Annotated in this window: 2 protein-coding genes; both read right to left on the bottom strand. The window is 41.4% G+C overall.

From position 1 onward, the window contains the following. The coding region (locus FTV11_RS16905; RefSeq protein ID WP_180074511.1) for an MFS transporter at positions 1 to 1,246 on the bottom strand (1,246 nt) is incomplete at its 3' end. 126 nt (positions 1,247 to 1,372) lie between these two features. Further along, positions 1,373 to 1,475: hypothetical protein (locus FTV11_RS17360; protein WP_373688029.1), on the bottom strand; the 103-nt coding region annotated here is incomplete at its 5' end.

Raw genomic sequence — 1,475 nt, 5'->3', positions numbered from 1 at the left:
AAACACCAAATAAAGTAATACCTAGTCCTGTACCCAGTTCATAACCTGTACTTTCAAGTGAACCTGCCGCACCGCCCTTTTCTGCAGGTACTGAGCCCATGATCGCAATGGATGAAGCTGTTAAACCGATACTTAGAGTGAGTCCAATTGAAGCTAAAATAAAGGGAACAATAATTCCCGGATGATGAAAATCTGAATAACTCAAACTGATCAACGCAATTGCTGCCAATATTAATGAAAATGTTGCAACTAGACGCAGTCCGAATTTATTAGATAAAAATCCAGCAATAGGCCCACCAATAGCAGCAGCAACCATAATCGGAACCATAAAAAGACCAGCTTGTAGTGGTGTTAAACGAATGACATATTGCAGCTCCATCGCTAAGGTTAATTCCACACCTGCCAAAGCGCCTGCAACAACCATTGCCATAATAATGCCTGCTAAAATAGCAGGGCGTGAAAATAGTGAAAGATCTAGCATCGGTTGAGGAGAATTCAGCTGTTTGCGTACAAATATGGTTAATAATCCAATAGAAAAAATGACTAAAGGAAGGACAATTAACAACGACTGTTTACCGCCTAAGCCTGCTTTGAGCGCATATACAAATGAAACCAAACCGAAAATTAGCAATAGCGCCTGACCAAATGCCCAATGTCCAGAGGTTACAGCTTCATTTTTGGATAATAAGAAATAGCACATTGGGGCGACAACTAACATGATTGGGACATTAATGAGGAAAACTGAACCCCACCAGAAATATTCTAACAATCCACCACCAATGAGCGGTCCAATGGCGGCACCGGCTGATCCGATTGTGCCCCAAATACCCAGCGCAATGGCACGTTCGCGACTGTCTTCGAAGGTTCTGCGAATAATACCCAATACACAGGGCATAATCATGGCACCGCCTAATGCTAATAAAGCACGTGCGGCAATCAGCATAGAAGCCGTTTGGGAAAATGCCGCAAGGACTGAGGCAATTCCAAATATAACCAAGCCAATCAGCAGAATCTTACGATTGCCGACACGATCAGCCAAAGTTCCCATCGGAACTAAAAGTCCAGCCATAAGTAATGGATAAATATCAATAATCCATAAGACTTGGTTGCTTGAGGCACTCAATGATTGGGTTAATGATGGAACCGCAACATGCAGTACAGTCATATCAATCACAATCGGCAGAAATGCAAGCACGACAGCGAGCAATATCCACCAGCGTTTCGGATCAAGATTCGTAGCTTTCATGATCAAACCTATATTGATGGTTTATTAAATCAATTCTGAAATAAAGATGTAAATGAAAGATTTGTTGTGGGCTAAACTCGTTAACCCACAGCTTTTATATTTAGCTTTTATTCTCAGTTTTGATGCTTAATGTGCCGCTTTACGTTTCGAGAATTTCTCAACCATGCTCATGACGACAATAAAGAAAATCGGTACAAAAATAACAGCTAGAATTGTTGCGCTGATCATG

It is taken from the genome of Acinetobacter sp. YH12231 (assembly GCF_013417755.1).
Lineage (GTDB): Bacteria > Pseudomonadota > Gammaproteobacteria > Pseudomonadales > Moraxellaceae > Acinetobacter > Acinetobacter amyesii.
Note: the sequence above shows the minus strand (reverse complement) of the source record. Positions and strands in the feature narration are given on the sequence as shown.